Raw genomic sequence first — 15,279 nt, 5'->3', positions numbered from 1 at the left:
TATGAGCAAACGCTGTCGCATCATCGTATATACGATCATAGCAGCTATCATTGCCCTGTTTCTCGGATTGCTTATTCGCTTGTTGTTTTTCAGCGGACTCTTTATCCCGACTTTAGAGTTGATCGGGGCAAAAGAAATGACGATCAACGTAAATGAGACCTATCAAGATCCGGGGGCAAAAAGCACATATCGTTTCATGGACAATGGAGCGCATATTCAAATAGACAATCAGGTAGATACGGAAAAGATGGGGACGTATGAGGTCGTATACCGTTTAGATAATGCAGATAAAGAAGTCAGAAGGAAAGTGATCGTCACGGATAAAAAAGCGCCGGATCTGCGCTTAAAAGGAGACGAATCCATGCGGATCTTCATCGGGGAAGATTATGAGGAACCAGGATATCTGGCGTATGACAATTGTGACGGAGATATCAGCGATCAAGTCAAGAGTTCTTCTACGATCAATTTTAATCAAAGCGGGAGTTATGAAGTACATTATCAAGTACAAGATCGGCATGGAAACAAAGCTACAGCAACTCGCAAAGTTGAGATCTTGGAAAATCCGCTGAATACGAAACTAGCCTATCATCACGATATGTTTGACAACACCATGTTTGAATGGTGGTTCAACAAGTCAAAGGATCATCAGCGAACCACGGCCGCAAAAAGTGCAGAATGGTTAGCAAATTATGCAGCATATTATCAAGGAAAGGACGAAAAGGTCCTATACCTGACGTTTGATGAAGGTGGAAATGATACGACCTATATCAAAGAAATCGCGGAAGTGCTCGATGCCAATGATGTAAAAGCAACCTTTTTCTTAACAAGAAATTATATTCGCGATGAAAGTGAATTTGTTAATGCATTGGTAGACAATGGACATATCATCGGCAATCATACATGGAATCATTACGATATGACGACTTTGGCCAATGCTGAAAGCGTGGATGCTTTTGTCGAAGAACTGACGCAGGAAGAAAAAACATATCTGGAGGTGGTTGGGGAACCAATGGAGAAGATCTTTCGTTTTCCCAGGGGAGCATGCAGTGAACGTGCTTTGAAAATGGTCCATGATCTCGGATATCGGACGTTCTTCTGGAGCCATGCATATTATGATTACGGCAGTGATGTAAGCAAAGAAGAAGCATTGGATACGATGCTGGCACATTATCATAATGGCGCAATTTATTTGCTGCATCCTACCAATAAAGGAAATTATCTGGCACTTGATGATTTTATAAAAGAGATGAAAAGATTAGGCTATCGTTTTGATACGGTCGATCATATCACATAAAAAAGCAATGGTTATCTGATGATCAGATGCCATTGCTTTTTATCATATCTTTCCATCCAGCTGTTTGCAAAACGTCAAATAATGATGGATCAAGGAATCGCACCATTGGTCATATTGTTCATCCTTGAGCTGCTTTTCCGGGTGCTGCTGCATATAGGAAAAATATTGTTCGATTCCTTTGGTGATGGTGATCTCATAACGGGGATCTGGAATCAATTTATGGATCTTTGATGTGTCAAAGAGGTTGGAATACTGCTTGTCCCCTAATATGGAAGATCGAATATCATACACTTGTGACAATGCCAAGGTGTCAGAAGCAATATGGATGATCTGCGGGCGTTTGTGTACATACTGATAGATAGAGTGATAGATGATATCCCAGTTTACGACATCGGGATGGATGTTATGGACTGCTTGACCGATTGCCTTTTCATTGTTGATCAGTTGGATGAAATTATGTGCAAAATCTAAAGTATGGGTACAATGCCAGGTGCTCTTTCCATCCCCGTGAACGATCACCGGCTTGTCATTCAGGATCCGGTCTATGACGCTCCAGCATGTTTTTCCTTTTACGCTGAGCGGGATGCGGTCATATCCATAAGTTTGTGAAGGACGAACGATCGTGATCGGAAAACCAAAACGTGCATAAGCATCAAGAAAGATTTTCTCACATTGTGCTTTCTCTCTTCCATATAAAGAATATTTATTTCCTTGTACATGATCTTCGTTGATCATGACCGCTGTTTCATGATCATAGGTAACAACGGTAGAAATGAAGATATATTGTTTGATCTTATCCTTGAAGAGTGCTATTTGTTCTTGTGCTTCTTGCGGATGGTACACTAAAAAATTACATACGATGTCAAAATGATACGGGGCAAGAAGCTCTTTCATCTTTGCAAAATCATGTACATCACATACGATCTGGTGCACATTTGCCGGCAGCGGCCGATGTCCGCGGTTCAATACATAGAGATCGACATTCTCCATTTTGCTCAATGATGCAGAGATCGGTGTCGATATGGTTCCGGTTCCTCCAATCAAGAGGATCTTTAATTGCTGCATGCTGTATCCCTTCTTTCTGTTATATTGGTTGTCAACTATACTATAACATAGTTGGTTCCTTGTATGTGAAAAAGGAGCTGTATGGATTCTTTACCATTGTACATTCCTTATGTTATAATATTTTTTACGAAAAAGGAGGGTGTTCATGAAGCTGTTTACACCAGACTATTATGTGGAAAGCTATCGTGCCATCGATGTGGAAAAGCTGAAACAACGAGGGATCAGTCTATTAGTATGTGATATCGATAATACATTGGTCGCACATGATTGTGCACATCCAGATGATGATGTACGTACCTTCATTCAGAAAGTGAAACAAAATGACATGCAGATAGCGTTTGTTTCCAACAATGTAAAAGAGCGCGTGGAGACCTTCGCAAAAGAATTCCATGCGCCATGTTATCCATTTGCCAAAAAACCATTGAAGTTGACTTATCGCAAAATGGTGAAAGAACTGGGGTACGCTCCACAGCAGATTGCCGTATTAGGCGATCAGTTGTTAACCGATATGTTAGGAGCAAACCGTATGGGATTTTATACGATCTTGACCAAACCGGTCGCTAAACGTGACCTGAAATGTACCAAAATCAATCGTATTTTTGAGAATATGATCTTTCAGCTGTTAGAAAAACAAGGAAAGTTGAAACGGGGGAACTATGATGACAAGATATTGTAAAGGCTGCGGAGCTGCTTTGCAAAGCGAGAATAAAGAGGCTATCGGCTATACGCCCAAAGAGGATGCGCAGTTCTGTCAGCGTTGTTTTCGGATTCGTCATTATGATGATGTGATGATCTCGATGCAGCGCGGAATTGATCCCAATAAGGTACTGCAGAAGATCGCACAGCAGGATGCCTTGATCTTGTGGGTAGTGGACCTTTTTGACTTTGAAGCAAACCTGCTGCCGGGGATCACGCGTCATCTTCCAAATAAAGATATCATTCTGGTTGCTACGAAACGTGATTTACTGCCGCATACCTTGGCAGATGAAAAACTGGCACAATTTGTCATGCGCCGTTTAAAAGAAGAAGGCATTCGCGTAGAAGGGATCGTATTCTGCGGGAACTTGGTCAAAGGTGCAAATGATCCATTGAATCATTCTGTTGATGAAGTGAAACATGCGATCGAACTTTATCGCAATGAGCGGGATGTCATTGTCATGGGAATGGCCAATGCCGGGAAAAGCACTTTGTTGAATGCTCTTTGCGAACACAGCGATCTAACGACATCGGCACATCCGGGAACGACCTTAGATTTTGTAGAAATACAGATGGAGGGCTATAAGATCTTCGATACACCGGGACTTACTCGAAATGATTCACTGTTGACACATGTGCCAGATGCATTGTTGAAGACGATCATTCCTTTCCGCACGCTCAAACCAAGAGTTTTTCAGCTATATGAAAATCAAAGCTATGCGTTAGGCGGCATGGTACGTTTGGATGTGATGGTACGCGGAGAGGCAACCGTAGTAGCATATTTTAGCGAACAATTAAAGATCCATCGAGGAAAGCAGGCAAAAGCGGACGCTTTATGGGAGAAACATCTGGGAGAATTGCTAGCTCCTTCGTTAGATCATGATTTCCATCAGATGAAACGCTTTGACTGTGTAAAAAAAGAAGCGAAGATGGATGTGGTCATACATGGACTAGGCTGGTTCTGCATCAGCGGGAACATCCAGGAAGTGCATGTATTTGTCAATGCAGATATCAATGTAACATTTAGAAAGGCGATGATTTAATATGTTAAATGCAAAAGATAAAAAAATGCTGCGCAAAGAAGCGCAGAGTTACCGTTCTTTGTTTCAGATTGGAAAAGACGGGATCCAAGATAACCTGGTCAATACATTAGAAGATTCTTTAACTGCCCATGAGCTGGTCAAATTGAATTTATTAAAAACGGCGCCGATTACGACGAAAGAAGCAGCCGAGATCTTGGCAAATGAAACAGGAAGCGAGATCGTACATATCGTCGGACATACGTTTGTATTGTACCGCCGCAGCAAAAAGAATCTGATGGGTCTATGAGAAAGAAAAAAATAGCCATTTTAGGCGGCAGCTTTGATCCGATCCATGCCGGGCATATGCAGATAGCCAAGGAAGCGCTGCATATGGGGATGGATGAAGTTTGGCTGATGGTTGCAAAGGATACGCCTTTAAAAGATCGAAAACTGACCCCGGCAAGCCATCGCGCGGCCATGGTGAAAAGAGCGATTGCCCCTTATCGTCATATACGCTGCTGCGAATTGGAATTACACAGGGAAGGCAAGTCATACACGATCGATACGGTGCGCGCTTTGCAGGCAAACTATCCGGATTTTCATTTTTACTGGCTGATCGGTTCGGATCAGGCTGCGCAACTGGCTGATTGGAAAGATGCAGAAGAGCTGACCAGACGTGTGACGATGATCGTTTTTTCTAGAAAAGGCAATCCGTTAGAAAGTGTTTATCCGTTATGCTATCATAAGATGAAATTGGTAGATGTCAGCTCGAGCGAGATTCGTCAAGGGAAAAAATGGTATGCATTGCATCGTGGTGTTCGCTCATACATTGCACAGCACGGCTTATATTTGGAAAGTGTGGTTGCTGCGCATCTTTCAGAAAAACGCTATGCTCATTGTGTACGTGTTGCTGAGCTGTCAGTAGAATTAGCTTTGGCAAGTGGAAATGATCCAAAGATTGCCTATCAGATCGGGCTGCTGCACGACATCTGCAAAGAATTTGGAAAAGAGGGACTGTCTGTATGGATGCATCAGTTTTTTCCTTCTCTATGTGAAGAATCACCTGCTGTCTGGCACGGCTATGTTGGCAGTATTTTAGCCAAACGCTGGTACGGGGTCAATGACCGTCGCATTCTGCATGCCATTTATCATCATGTCAAAGGAGAAAGCACGGCGCCCTATGCCATGATCATATTTTGTGCTGACAAGCTGGAACGAGGCAGAGGCTACGATACAAGCGAACAAATTGCTTTATGCAAACGTGATCTATATCAAGGTTTCTTACGCGTCAAACATGAACAACAAACGTATCTGAAAAAGGAGAAATAAATGAAAGAGAAGCTAGAAATCATTTTAAAAGCAATCGATGAGAAAAAGGGAGAAGATATTTTGATCTACGCTTTTTCTCAGCTGAATCCTTCGGTGGATAAAGTCGTCATTGCGAGCGGATCCAATGTACGTCAGACATTTGCCATTGCTGATAATGTACGGGATCGATTAGCGGAAGCTGGTATGCGGATCAATCATATGGAAGGAAACCGCGACAGCCGCTGGATCTTGATCGATGCAGATGAGATCATTGTTCATATTTTTGAGCAGAAAGAACGCAATGTATATCATTTAGAGAAGCTGTATGCAGATCTGCCGGTGAGCCGTTATGATGTATGAGGTATTGGCATCGTATTACGATGCTCTGGTCAAAGATGAAACGGCAACCAAAGCCTGGGTCAAATTGATTGATGAGAATGTGCATGGCAAAAAGATCCTGGAAGCTGCGTGCGGCAGCGGAGAGATCACGATCGCATTAGCCAAAGAGGGATATCAGATCAAAGCTTTTGATCTGAGCGAACAAATGATCCAGCAGGCAAAACAAAAAGCAGGCAGTGAACTGGTAGAGTGGTCCTGCGGCGATATGCGCACGCTGCCCAATGGCAGCTATGATGCCATTCTCTGTCTTTGCGACAGCTTTAATTATTTGTTGACCAAAGAAGAAGTACGGCAGTTTTTTATTCAGTGCTATGCTCATCTGGTACCTGGTGGAACATTGATCGTAGATATGCACAGCATGGATCGCTTACAGGAATTCATGGAAGAATACAATGAAACGGGCTGCATTGACGGACACGATTATCAATGGAGCATTGAAAGCGAGGATGACCGCATCTATCAGACCTTTGCTTTCTATGACGGTGATGGAAACTATCAGTTAGAACAGCATGTACAGCGTGTATATGACCCTGAATGGATCCTGGAAGAATTACACAAGTGCCAGTTCAGCGTACAGGTCAAAACGGATTTTACACAGGAGGGAATCGTTCCCGGAGAGAAACAGTTTTATATTTGCAGGAGGAAAATACAATGATCTTGATCGTTGCAGCGATGCAGGAAGAAGTGAGTGCCATCATAGATACGATGCACCAGGTACAAGAAGTAACGTATGCAGGTGTTTATTTTGTATGCGGCCAGTTACAGGGACAGGATGTCGTCGTGATGAAAAGCGGTATCGGGAAAGGTGCCAGTGCTATGACGACAACGATTGCCTTGGAACATTTCGCCATTGATGCCGTGCTCAATATTGGAACAGCCGGCGGGCTCGCTTCCACAGCGGATGTGCTGGACATTGTGATCAGTGAACAGATCGTACAATATGACTATGATACCAGTGCATTAGATGGAGAAGAAGGAAAAGGATTATGGTTTAGCGCTGACGCAGACTTTATTGCTTTGGCTAAACAAGTCAGTGAAAAAATGTCACTATCCTCCCATGTCGGTTTGATCGTCAGCGGAGATCGTTTCGTTGACAAAACTTATGCAAAAGGGCTTCTCCAATGTTATCCACAAGCAATTTGTGCAGAGATGGAAGCAGGCAGCGTTGCCCAGGTATGCACGCATTATCAAGTGCCTTATGTGATCTTACGCTCTTTGAGCGATGTTGCATGGAAAGAGGAAAATGCACTTTCCTTTGAGAAATATAAGGAAGTGGCAAGTGAAAGAAGCGCACAATTTTGTGCACAATTTATGGCAGCTTTGCCTAAAGCATAGCTTTTATTAAGAACAGGTATTCACTTGTTCTTTTTATATGAATTCGTGTATAATTAAAAACATGAGGAAGGAGGATCCAAAGATGAAACAAAAGATCAATCCAGCGCAGATTGCGTTTAGCGGTGCGCTATTTATTCTATTATTGTTTATCATTGCTGTTTTATGGGCCTTGAACATCAGCGGACCATCCCGAGCATATGAGAAAAAAATTACGGATCAGATTCAACAGATCAAGGATACACATACAGCGATCGGTCAAATAGAGCGGCATGTATTTCGTTATATCACTTATGTAGGGGAAGATGATTCCTCTTATTATTGGTTCAATGAAGATGCCCAGGTCATTACGACGCGTACAAAAACGACAAGAGATGATGCAGGGGTCCAACAAGAATTGACCAAACAAGGCTATACGGTTGAAAAGATCACGCTGGGCTACGGTTATGAAAATCCGGCGTATGTGGCACAATGTACGGATCGCATCGTATTAGTGGATTATGACAGCAAAGAAGTGATCTATGAAAGGGAAGTGATGAGCGATGAAGCATGATACGACATGGAATGCGCCCTATTTTGATCGGCGCACGTGGATCTTGAGTGAACTTGCGTCACTGAATCTGCTTCCTGAAGAAACATTGACATTGCTGTTGATCGATTATTTCAATGGCTTAGGGCAATTGATCACCCATGATGTGATTGCTGCCAAATTGCAAAGCGATAATGAACATGTCGACGAGATCTTTTCTTCTTTGAGTGCAAAAGGATATCTGAAAATTGAATTGAAAGAAGGCAAGCTTGTTTTTGATATCAGCGGTGTCTATGCTTCTGTACATGAAATTGAACAAAATGTACAGACCGTATCATTGTTTGATGAGTTTGAAACGGAATTTGCGCGTCCTTTGAGTTCAGCAGAAATGCAGCGTATCGCCTCATGGCTGGATGTGTATGAGCAACAGATGATCTTGTATGCCTTGTATGAAGCAGGCGTCTATGATAAACGAAGTCTGGATTATATTGAACGCATATTAGCAGAATGGAAACGCAGAGGTTTTACAGCACAGGAGTATGAGGAGGGAAAACGATGAGCATTGACACAAATGCAATTTTGGATGAGTTAGAAATCTTATTTCCGCAAGCACAATGCGAGCTTGTTCACCGCAATCCGTTTGAGCTGTTAGTTGCTGTCGTATTGAGTGCTCAAGCGACGGATGCTTCTGTTAATCGTGTAACACCGGCATTGTTTGCTAAATATCCTACACCGCAGGCAATGGCTGCTGCTTCCGTCGATGAAATCAGTTCTTATATCAAAAGCATAGGATTGTATCGCAATAAGGCCCGCTCATTAAAAGCGTTAAGCGAGTCTTTGGTCTCGCAGTTTGATGGTGTCGTCCCCAGCTCGCGTAAAGAGCTGATGTCTTTGGCTGGTGTAGGCAGAAAGACGGCAAACGTGGTACGCAGCGTCTCTTTTGATATCCCCAGCATTGCGGTTGATACACATGTGGAGCGTGTTTCCAAACGGCTTGGATTAGCAAAGCCGCAGGATGATGTAGAGAAAGTGGAAGAAAAATTGAGGCGAAAACTTGATCGCAATCGCTGGAATCGTGCGCACCATCTCCTCATTTTCTTTGGGCGCTATCAATGTACGGCACGCAATCCAAAATGTGAAGGCTGTCCTTTTCAGACGACGCTTTGCAAGAAAGCAAAACTGGACCAGATTGCCAAGTCCAAAAAGAAGAAATGAAAGAAGCAGATGTTCTGCTTTTTTTTAGAAAAAATAGAAATTTATTGAGAAGAATGAAAGTTAGTGGTATGATAATCACGATTTTTATCTGCGTCAATTTCGTTTTATCAAGATGAACAGGGGAATGAACATGAATATTGTAGAGAAATATGGAGGAACGAGTGTTGGTACGCTTGAACAGATTTCTGCGATTGCCCAACACGTGAAAGAGATGTATGAACAAGGTCATCATTTGATCATTGTAGCGAGTGCGATGGGGAAGACTACCAATCAATTGATTGCTTTGGCCAATCAGATTTCGGATCATGTGAATAAGCGGGAACTGGATTCTTTATTATCTACCGGTGAACAGAAGACCGTCACTTTATTGGCAATGGCTATCGGTGCATTAGGGGTGCCGGCCATCTCTTTGACCGGTTATCAGTGCGGGTTTATCACAAGTCATCATCATGCTCATGCACGTATCAAAGATATCGATATCACCAACTTGCGGCATCATCTGGATGATGGCAAAGTGGTAGTGGTTGCCGGTTTTCAAGGTGCTACGGAAAATGGAGAGATCACGACACTAGGCCGTGGCGGAAGTGATACTACTGCAGTAGCTTTAGCGGCAAAATTAGGCTGGGAATGTCATATCTACACCGATGTAAATGGTGTCTATACGATCGATCCAAGGCTGTATCCTAAAGCAAGATTATTAAAAGAAATTACATATGATGAGATGATGCAGATGGCTTGTTTAGGTGCCGGTGTCTTGGAAACACGCAGTGTTGAACTGGCCAGTAAATACAATGTACCGTTATTTCTTGGCAGAGCGTTAGAAAAAGATAAGAGCAGGGGGACATGGATTATGGAAAAAACAAAACATCTAGAAGATATGCCGATCACAGGAATCAGCATCAAAGATGATTATGCGATCATGCGGATCAATGATCTGCCTACTGACGGGGTATTCATTGCGCGCTTATTTGCAATGATCGCACGTCTCAATATTAATCTGGATACGATTTCCCAACAGCTCAGCGAAGAAGGCAGGGTCAATTTCTCTTTCTATTGCAATGAAGAACAAAGTGAACAGATCTTGGAACATAGTGAAGAATTGGGTGAAGAATATTCTATTACACGCATGTTAGGTTTTATCAAATTATCATTGATCGGTGTCGGCATTTCTACGCACAGCGGTATCGCCAGCAAGGTGTTTGATACTTTAAATGCAAATGGGATCCGTTATTATATGATCACATCAAGTGAAATATCCATTTCTTTGACGATCGAGAAAAAAGATCGCGAAAAAGCCATTCGTGTATTGGGAGACGCTTTTGATCTAGGCGTACAAAAAAAGTAAGCTAAATAAATGAAAAGCAGATACGATCATAACTGATCGCATCTGCTTTTTTTATGCAGAAGGTGCTGACGTACTATCGTCAGAAGATGGCGGTGCTGACGTACTATCGTCAGAAGATGGCGGTGCCGATGTACTGCCGTCCGTAGAAGGTGTTTGTGTGGTCGGCGGTACCGTTGTGATACACTGTCCATTTTGATACGTACCGCCACTGGCTTCACAGCTTTGCTGTTCTTGTTTTTTCTTCATCGCATCTTCATATCCATCACAACGTTTATCGATCGTAGGATCTGCTTGACATTTAGTTTGCAGCTGTTTCATTGCCTCTTCATATCCATCACAGCTTTCATCTGATAATGGATCATCCTTGCATTTTTCTTGTTTTTTCTGTTCTTCCTCGCGTTTTGTACCGCTAGGATCATCTGCCATGCCATTTGTCTTGCTCTCTTCTGTATCATAGTATTTAGAAAGGATCAGACCGCCGTCGCCGCTTGCTGTGCTCACGACACTGCTTGGTTTGCTTAGAGGAGCTGTATTGCTGTCGCTGACGCTGTCCAGCATGGCGCGGTTGATATGAGAGGCAAGCGCTTCATACAATACCTGTTCTGTAATGTAATATCCATGTTCGATACCGGTGCTTGTATAACCGCTCCATACCGTTACAGTATACTCGCTGGTGTAGCTGACAGACCACTCATCTTTCATTGCGGTCGTAGGAATGCCATATTGTGCACCAGAAGTACCCCAATCGGTCGTTCCTGATTTACCATATACCGTATAACTGCCGTCACCGTCCAGGATGTAGTTAAAGGAAGCATATCCGCCATTGACTACTTTCTCCAAAATGGTGGACATCATGTAGGCTGCTCCTTCACTCAATACTTCTGTGCTTTTAGTCTTATATTCATAAGTTTTTCCGTTACGGACACTGACGCTTCGAATGACATGTGCATCTTCTCGCGTACCGCCATTTGCCAATGTAGAATATGCATTGGCAAGCTCGATCGTAGAACAACGCATGTTGCCGCCGCCGATACTGTATTGAATATCAAATGCTTCTGCCACACTGTCGCGGAAGCCTAGATTTTTTAAGTAGGATACCCAGAAATTGCTGCCCTGTGAATCGATCAGCAATTGCAATGTAGCTGCTGCAGTTGTGTTTCGTGATAAACCTAATGCGTCAGCCAAAGACATTTTCCCCATATATTTGCCATCTGAGTTTTGCAGATCGCGCCCGATATGGAAATAATCATCTGCTTTGTCATCGACAGTATGCGATGTAGACCACCCAAGATATTCAAAGGTTGGCGCATAGTCCAATATCGGTTTCATCGTAGATCCTGGCTGCTGATCTTCGGTAGCTGCATTTCGGCTGGACGAATCTCCTGTATATTCTCTTCCTGGACCGATTGCAACGATCTCACCGGTTTTATTGTTTAATAATGTCAGACCGACATTGAAATATTGATTTGGGAAGGAATATACCTTGCCTGTCGAAAGTTCATAAGCTAGTTTTTGCGCCTCACTGTCGATACCGGTGTAAATATCCATTTCGGTCGTATAAGGATCTAAGCCTGTCAGCTCTCTTGTTTCTTTTACAGCAAGCTCAACGATACTTTGATATGGATCTTCTGTAAAAGTATCGCTCTTTTCCAGCTGGAAGGCCAGATTCGTAGATTTTGATAAATTGTATTCTTCTTTACTGATATAACCGTGCTGTAACATCAAGGCCAACGTTTCATTGCGGCGTTTTGTCGCAGCTGAATAATGGTCAATATCATCACCGGCTAAATTGTAAGGGGTATAGGCACCTGGCGCATTGATGACACCGGCAAGAAAAGCACATTCCGACAGATTTAGTTCATTGACATCTTTTCCAAAATAATAGAGTGCCGCATTTTGTACACCACGTGTACCGCCGTCGCTTCCAAACCAGATCATGTTCAAATAATTCACCAGGATCTGCTTTTTATCCATGCTTTGTTCCGTTAATAAGCTTAAATAAATTTCCTGTATCTTATATTTAATGTTATCGATGGCAGAAACGCTGCCGCCGCTTTCTACTACCTGCGTTTTGGCATTGGCGATCCATGTGTTATCCACTAATTGCATCGTCAAAGTAGAACCGCCCTGCGAAAGCGAGCCGCTGCTTAAGTTATTGATAGCTGAACTTAAGAAACGGGGCAAATCGAAACCGTTGTGTTTGAAGAAACGGGAATCTTCAATAGCTAAAAATGCATCAATGAGATCCTGCGGCAGATCTTCATATGTAATGTTGTCACGATGCTCGCTTCCCAATTCGGCAATGACATTGCCGTCTTTATCATATACGCGGGAAGAAGTACCGGCGACTAATTGCTCTGGATTGAAATTGGGCGCTTCACTGATGACGTTGACCAGCAAAGTAAATACACAGACACATCCGACCAATACGAGCGTCAATACAAAGATTGCTGCCTTGTTCCAGGCATCTAATCGTTTCCATTTACTTTTCTTCTGTACAGCATTTTGTTCTTTCTTTTCTTTATTTTTCATGGTGCGTTACCTCCTTGAAATAGAGCGCATCTACATTATCTAAATAACATAAGCGCGGCGTCAATCCTTCCCTGATCAAAGAACCGATTGTACGGACCTCTTCATAAGAAATAGATTTTCGCTTAGAATGTTGATAGCGATCGATGATCTCCGCTGCATCGATCAGATACGTTTCACCATAGGCACGGAAACGGATGATAAAGAAGCCGATCCCCCCGTGTTGTTTGACAAGACGCAGATGTTCGATCTGATGGGGATGGATGCTTTTGAAAGGAAAACTGGTCTTGTTGACAGTCTCTTTTGCTTCAAAATCAATCGGACGGCCGCGATAGATTCCATTATAATCGGTAGTACTTGGCACCTTATAATATGCTTCCGTGATCTTAGCGGCATTTCTTGCCGGATAATCAACTTTCACTACTTGAATAGGTGTTGGCTTTTTATGGATCAGCGCGCGCCCGCTTTGCAAATAATACTGATTAGAATCATTTAGATCTTTTTCTAAGCTCATGCCGCGATTAGCAGCCGAAATTCCTTTTGTTTGCTTGGTGCAGGAACGCATTGATCCACCATGTCCATTTGGGTATCCAATCACAGTTATCACCTTTCTCATTATAGCGTAAAGAAAATGATTATTCAATCTTTATCCGTACCCTGGAATTCGTCACTTCTCACCTGGAACACTTGATTTTTTTTCATAAAAATGCGAAAATTATTTAAGCGAGGTGAAAGAAATGCCACAATATCAATTAAATGCAAACAAGATCCTGGATAAGGAGTTTCATATTGATCTGAAGGGGTATTCTCCACAAGAAGTGGATGAATTTTTAGACATGGTCATCAGTGATTATCAGCTGTATGAAGAAACGATACAAGAATTGGGCAAGCAGCTGCGTGCTTATGAAAATCAGATCGACCAGTTGAAAGAGGAAATCAATCAGCTTCGCTCACAAGGAGATCAGACTGTACAAGAAGTTGCATCTTCTTCGCAGATCGATATTCTGAAACGTTTATCACGCTTGGAATACGAGGTCTTTAAAAAATAATGCTGGATGCGGACAGCCGCTGACGATGTGTCAGAGGAAAGTCCATGCTCGCACGATCTGCGATGATCGTAGTGTTTGTGCCGGATGAAAAAATAAATCCGGGCAGGCGTATGCTTGACGGCTGCATCTTGCCTACGGCTTTGCTAAGGTGAAAGATGCTGTAAAAGTGCCACAGAGACGAGCTCCTATGGAAACATAGGAGGTGGAACGGGTAAACCCCACAAGCGAGAAACCCAAATTTGGTAGGGGAGCTTGCCAAAACAAATTGAAGTGGAGGCAGGACACAGCAATGTGTAGATAAATGGCTGTCGCCCGCAAGGGAACAGAACATGGCTTACAGTATGCAGCATGTAAAGAGAGGGATAGAACCTCTCTTTTTTTATATAATAAAGTTGTAGACAGAAAAAGAAGGCAGGGTGAATGTTTTATGAATTTCGATAGAAATGAGAATTCAGTTAAAAATCATTTTCTTTTTTGCTTGTTTTTGGTACAATTATCATGGTTATTTATAGCTGCAATTTTAAATATACTCTTATATAAAAAAACGAAATGCATGTGAGGTAGTGATGGTATGGCAAAATTTAATGAAGTATTAAAAAGTAAAAGAGAAGAACTTGGCTTGAGCATTGCGGATATCAGCAAACGTACCCGACTGACTGAACGCTACATCATTGCTTTGGAAAATCGAGATATCCAGTCATTTGAAAATGACTTATCCTATCTTCGTTATTTTGTGCGCTCTTATTGCGACGCTGTAGATATCTCTTACGATACAGTAAGAGAGGATGTGCAGGAAGCAGTGGAAGCATTTGCACAAGAAAAAGAAATAGCATTGACGCAGACGCATACGGATATCGAAAATCATATTCAGCAGGCAGAGTCATTGACAAAAGTGGACAAGAACCAGAAAGAACGCAAGCAGCGCAATCTTTCTTCGATGACGCAACATGGTTATAACCGGATGGATGCATCTTTCCTTTCTTTTGTCGCAATCGTTTTGGTTGTTTTGATCGTCATTGTTTTTGCATTGATTGTCTTCTTGAATTCGAGAGGCCAGGCGCCGCAAAACGACTCGAATCTGGACACCACACCGCCGATCCAAGAAAATCAAGATGTAGGAAATGCGGATACGGGTACAGATGCGGAAACACCAACTGAGAAAAAGGAAATGAAAATTGAAAAAACGGGAACAACGACGTATACCGTAAGTAATGTATATAAGGGAGACGTCTTAAAATTTACGGTGATTCCAGGCGGAGGCAGTGCAGTGGAATTGCAGGTCGATGGTAAAGCCGTAGCAGAAAAACAGATCTATTACAGCAGTCAGCCATACGAATATGAATTGACGGTAGAAAAGAGCTGCCAGGTAACGATCAATGATGGCTACATGTATAACAATGTGATCAAGATCAATGACCAAACTCTGGAAATCGATTCTTCAATTAAGCAGGGAAGTTCTGCTGAATATACGATCCAAATAGAAATGGTGGAATAAG

17 protein-coding genes and 1 other RNA gene are annotated in these 15,279 nt (G+C 42.6%); 15 read left to right on the top strand and 3 right to left on the bottom strand.

Annotation, left to right across the window (positions count from 1 at the left end; genetic code table 11):
* Position 1 precedes the first annotated feature (1 nt).
* Entirely contained in the window at positions 2-1,294 is a 1,293-nt protein-coding gene (locus BQ9859_RS10610) for an immunoglobulin-like domain-containing protein (protein ID WP_075878143.1), read from the top strand.
* A gap of 42 nt (positions 1,295-1,336) precedes the next feature.
* On the opposite strand, the gene BQ9859_RS10605 is transcribed toward BQ9859_RS10610, so the two are convergent.
* Entirely contained in the window at positions 1,337-2,359 is a 1,023-nt protein-coding gene (locus BQ9859_RS10605) for an NAD-dependent epimerase/dehydratase family protein (protein ID WP_075878142.1), read from the bottom strand.
* A 145-nt stretch (positions 2,360-2,504) separates the two neighbouring features.
* On the opposite strand from BQ9859_RS10605, the gene BQ9859_RS10600 reads away from it, so the two are divergent.
* From BQ9859_RS10600 to BQ9859_RS10550, 11 genes are all read left to right on the top strand, one after another.
* Positions 2,505-3,035: a YqeG family HAD IIIA-type phosphatase gene (locus BQ9859_RS10600; protein ID WP_075878141.1), complete on the top strand. Its 531-nt coding sequence runs from the start codon at positions 2,505-2,507 to the stop codon at positions 3,033-3,035.
* Positions 3,019-4,098: a ribosome biogenesis GTPase YqeH gene (gene yqeH, locus BQ9859_RS10595; protein ID WP_456237781.1), complete on the top strand. Its 1,080-nt coding sequence runs from the start codon at positions 3,019-3,021 to the stop codon at positions 4,096-4,098. Before BQ9859_RS10600 ends, yqeH begins: the two co-directional genes overlap by 17 nt.
* 1 nt (position 4,099) lies before the next feature.
* A complete protein-coding gene (locus BQ9859_RS10590; protein WP_075878139.1) occupies positions 4,100-4,384 on the top strand; it encodes a YhbY family RNA-binding protein in 285 nt (94 codons plus the stop codon).
* Complete coding sequence (nadD, locus tag BQ9859_RS10585) at positions 4,381-5,406, top strand: nicotinate (nicotinamide) nucleotide adenylyltransferase (RefSeq protein ID WP_075878138.1); 1,026 nt, start codon at positions 4,381-4,383, stop codon at positions 5,404-5,406. Before BQ9859_RS10590 ends, nadD begins: the two co-directional genes overlap by 4 nt.
* Complete coding sequence (gene rsfS, locus BQ9859_RS10580) at positions 5,407-5,745, top strand: ribosome silencing factor (RefSeq protein ID WP_075878137.1); 339 nt, start codon at positions 5,407-5,409, stop codon at positions 5,743-5,745.
* Complete coding sequence (locus BQ9859_RS10575) at positions 5,735-6,439, top strand: class I SAM-dependent DNA methyltransferase (RefSeq protein WP_075878136.1); 705 nt, start codon at positions 5,735-5,737, stop codon at positions 6,437-6,439. Before rsfS ends, BQ9859_RS10575 begins: the two co-directional genes overlap by 11 nt.
* Entirely contained in the window at positions 6,436-7,119 is a 684-nt protein-coding gene (locus BQ9859_RS10570; protein WP_075878135.1) for a 5'-methylthioadenosine/adenosylhomocysteine nucleosidase, read from the top strand. The genes BQ9859_RS10575 and BQ9859_RS10570 overlap by 4 nt, the downstream gene beginning before the upstream one ends.
* An 82-nt stretch (positions 7,120-7,201) precedes the next feature.
* Positions 7,202-7,669 carry a hypothetical protein gene (locus BQ9859_RS10565; RefSeq protein WP_075878134.1) on the top strand — a complete coding sequence of 156 codons (468 nt, stop codon included), beginning with the start codon at positions 7,202-7,204 and terminating at the stop codon, positions 7,667-7,669.
* On the top strand, positions 7,659-8,204 hold the full coding sequence (locus BQ9859_RS10560; RefSeq protein ID WP_075878133.1) for a DnaD domain-containing protein: 546 nt from the start codon (positions 7,659-7,661) through the stop codon (positions 8,202-8,204). Before BQ9859_RS10565 ends, BQ9859_RS10560 begins: the two co-directional genes overlap by 11 nt.
* Positions 8,205-8,206: 2 nt before the next feature.
* Positions 8,207-8,860, top strand: coding sequence for an endonuclease III (gene nth, locus BQ9859_RS10555; RefSeq protein ID WP_075878417.1), 654 nt, complete (start codon positions 8,207-8,209; stop codon positions 8,858-8,860).
* Positions 8,861-8,990: 130 nt separating this feature from the next.
* Positions 8,991-10,205: an aspartate kinase gene (locus BQ9859_RS10550; RefSeq protein WP_075878132.1), complete on the top strand. Its 1,215-nt coding sequence runs from the start codon at positions 8,991-8,993 to the stop codon at positions 10,203-10,205.
* 51 nt (positions 10,206-10,256) lie between these two features.
* On the opposite strand, the gene BQ9859_RS10545 is transcribed toward BQ9859_RS10550, so the two are convergent.
* Together BQ9859_RS10545 and recU are read right to left on the bottom strand one after the other, a co-directional pair.
* Positions 10,257-12,737 carry a transglycosylase domain-containing protein gene (locus BQ9859_RS10545; RefSeq protein ID WP_075878131.1) on the bottom strand — a complete coding sequence of 827 codons (2,481 nt, stop codon included), beginning with the start codon at positions 12,735-12,737 and terminating at the stop codon, positions 10,257-10,259.
* On the bottom strand, positions 12,727-13,332 hold the full coding sequence (gene recU, locus BQ9859_RS10540; protein ID WP_268874602.1) for a Holliday junction resolvase RecU: 606 nt from the start codon (positions 13,330-13,332) through the stop codon (positions 12,727-12,729). The genes BQ9859_RS10545 and recU overlap by 11 nt, the downstream gene beginning before the upstream one ends.
* Before the next feature lie 139 nt (positions 13,333-13,471).
* Here recU and gpsB point away from each other — a divergent pair, with 139 nt between their 5' ends.
* The 3 genes from gpsB (at position 13,472) to BQ9859_RS10525 (ending at position 15,278) form a co-directional block, all read left to right on the top strand.
* Positions 13,472-13,783 carry a cell division regulator GpsB gene (gene gpsB, locus BQ9859_RS10535; RefSeq protein ID WP_075878129.1) on the top strand — a complete coding sequence of 104 codons (312 nt, stop codon included), beginning with the start codon at positions 13,472-13,474 and terminating at the stop codon, positions 13,781-13,783.
* Positions 13,784-13,787: 4 nt separating this feature from the next.
* Positions 13,788-14,125: RNase P RNA component class B (gene rnpB, locus BQ9859_RS10530), an RNA gene on the top strand.
* Between the two features lie 229 nt (positions 14,126-14,354).
* The gene (locus tag BQ9859_RS10525) at positions 14,355-15,278 is read left to right on the top strand and encodes a helix-turn-helix domain-containing protein (protein WP_075878128.1); all 924 of its coding nucleotides are present in this window, start codon (positions 14,355-14,357) and stop codon (positions 15,276-15,278) included.
* Position 15,279: the final 1 nt, after the last annotated feature.

It is taken from the genome of Merdibacter massiliensis (assembly GCF_900155395.1).
In the GTDB taxonomy this organism is placed as follows: Bacteria; Bacillota_I; Bacilli_A; order Erysipelotrichales; family Erysipelotrichaceae; genus Merdibacter; species Merdibacter massiliensis.
Note: the sequence above shows the minus strand (reverse complement) of the source record. Positions and strands in the feature narration are given on the sequence as shown.